Source organism: Mucilaginibacter angelicae (assembly GCF_042434235.1).
Lineage (GTDB): Bacteria > Bacteroidota > Bacteroidia > Sphingobacteriales > Sphingobacteriaceae > Mucilaginibacter > Mucilaginibacter angelicae.
In genome coordinates, this window is record NZ_JBHLTS010000006.1 from 1 (window position 1) to 2,454 (window position 2,454).

A 2,454-nucleotide genomic window follows, 5' to 3' on the forward strand; every position below is an offset into this window, starting at 1 on the left:
ATACTTCCTGCCAGTATGCGGCATGTACACCCTGTGCCCCTGCTGATAAAACCGATTGCTGCCAGGCAGCGTAATCTTTATACTGGATCCGTAAGGGTTGTAACTGTACCGGTGATCCTGCCTTCCCTGAATTATAATATCCCAATACCTCCCCGATCAGTACCTCCATCGACCAGCCATCGCTGATGATATGGTGCATCACATACGCGAAAACCCAACGGTCTTCTGATAACCGGCATAACAGCGCCCGCAGCAATGGCCCTTCAGCCAGATCAAAACTTTCATTCACAAATTCCCTTACTTCTTCTTTCACCTGCTCCTGTGGATCTTCATCTCCTCTAAAGTCATGTTCCTTCATATGAAACCCAAGCTCTTCCGGGCTAAGGATATACTGGCGTACATCACCTGATCCGTTTTCTCTGAATACCGTCCGAAGGACCTCGTGGCGGCTGATCAGGCGGCTGAAGCCTGATGACAGCAACGCCGCATCCAGCTCCCCGCGGAACTCATAAACGCCAGGCATGTTATAGGCCACATTGGCCTCCGACAATTGCCCGAGTACCCATAACCGCCGCTGTGATGACGATAACACGTAATCCGGGGATGCCCCTACCTCGGGGATTACCTGGTAAGTGGTTTTAACCGCGTTAATGATCAGCTCAGCCTGCTCCACAAGCACCGTTTGGCTGAAAAGGTCGCGAAGCGATACTTTTACACCAAACTCCTTATGGATATGGCCCGCCAACCGGGTCGCCTTCAAACTATGCCCCCCTAAATCAAAAAAGTTATCGTTGATCCCGATCCCGTTACGGCCGAGCACTTCTTCCCATATCCCGATCAGCCTGGCTTCCGTCTCATTGCGTGCTCCCTCGTAAACCGTCCCACCCGAAAGCTCCTGGCCCGCCGGTGAGGGCAGCCGTTTCTTATCTACCTTCCCGTTTGCCGTTAGCGGTAATGCTTCCAGCTGTACATAATGGCCCGGTACCATATAACCCGGCAAGCGTTCCTGAAGGTATTGCCGAAGCTCCGGCACATTCAGTACGGTGCCGCTTACCACGTACGCTACCAGCTCCCGTTCGCCGCTGCCCAGATCCAGCGCCTGTACAACCGAACTGCTTACATCGCTGTGACCGTTTAGCGCACTCTCAATCTCCCCTAATTCAATCCGGTAGCCCCTCACTTTTACCTGGTCATCTAAACGGCCATGGTATTCTATATTACCGTCCGCGAGCCATCTGCCTAAATCTCCTGTACGGTATAGACGTTCACCGGGCTTAAATGGATTGGCAATAAACTTCTCAGCGCTCAGCTCTTCACGGTTCAAATAACCTCTCGCAACTCCGGCCCCGCCTATACAGATCTCCCCGCTTACCCCTACAGGCTGTAACTTTAAACCGGCATCTAAGATGTAGATTTCGGTATTGGGTATCGGTTTGCCGATCGGGATGTTTGTCCCGCTGATACCTGTACCAGGTCCTACCCGGAAGATCGTTGCACAGATACTCGACTCCGTAGGACCGTAAGCATTGTAATATGTACCGTAATGATTGAATGCAGCCGCTTTTTCCGCTATCGCGGCCTCTCCCGCCGTGACCAGCTTTTTTATTCCCGAAAGCTTTTCTATACGCAGTTGTTTTAAATATGCCGGCGGGAGTGTTGCTATCGAGATCTGCTCTTCTTCCAGGTAGGCCTCCAGTTGTAAAGGAGACCTCTTCTGTTCCTCGCTAATGATATACAGCACCCCGCCCGAGGCAAGGGTTACAAATATTTCCGAAACCGAGGCATCGAATGATGGGGAGGAGAATTGCAAACACCGCTCCCCTTCACTTACTTCAAAGATCGTTTGCTGCGCATATATCGTATTGACGATCATGCCATGTTCGATCATCACCCCCTTCGGGTTACCTGTTGAACCAGAGGTATAAATGACATACGCCAGGTCGGTTGCCCCGATCTCCGGATGCCTGTAATCCGGCGCTAAGACCAGCCCCTCCAGTTGAACGTCGATGGCAAAAACAGTACCCCCGAAACCGGACAAGTCAAATAAATAATCCATCTGCGTGATCAGCACCTGCAAACCCGAATCTTCTAACAGGTACGCCTTTCTCGAGGCCGGGTACGCCGGATCGATCGGAACATAGGCGGCTCCTGCCTTTAGTATCCCAAGAATGCCAACAATCATATCACACGAGCGGTCCAGCAGTAAACCAACCAGGTCATTCGGCCGGACGTTCAGCGTCGTAACCAAATAAGATGATAACCGGTCTGACTTCTCATCCAGTTCATGGTACGTAAGTGATCCTGAACCACATACAACGGCCTGCGCCTCGGGCCGCAAAACCGCCTGCGCCGAAAAAACCGATACCAGTGTCTCTCCAACCGGATAATCGACCGCGCTGTTATTGAACAATTCCAAAAGCGTTGATCGCTCTTGTTCATTTAAATATTCAAGAT

Annotated in this window: 1 protein-coding gene; it reads right to left on the reverse strand. The window is 51.5% G+C overall.

Going from position 1 to position 2,454, the window contains the following annotated elements; all coding sequences use genetic code 11:
* A partial coding sequence (locus ACFFGT_RS03640; protein ID WP_377021148.1) for a non-ribosomal peptide synthetase occupies positions 1-2,416 on the reverse strand: 2,416 nt, incomplete at its 3' end.
* Between the last annotated feature and the right edge of the window lie 38 nt (positions 2,417-2,454).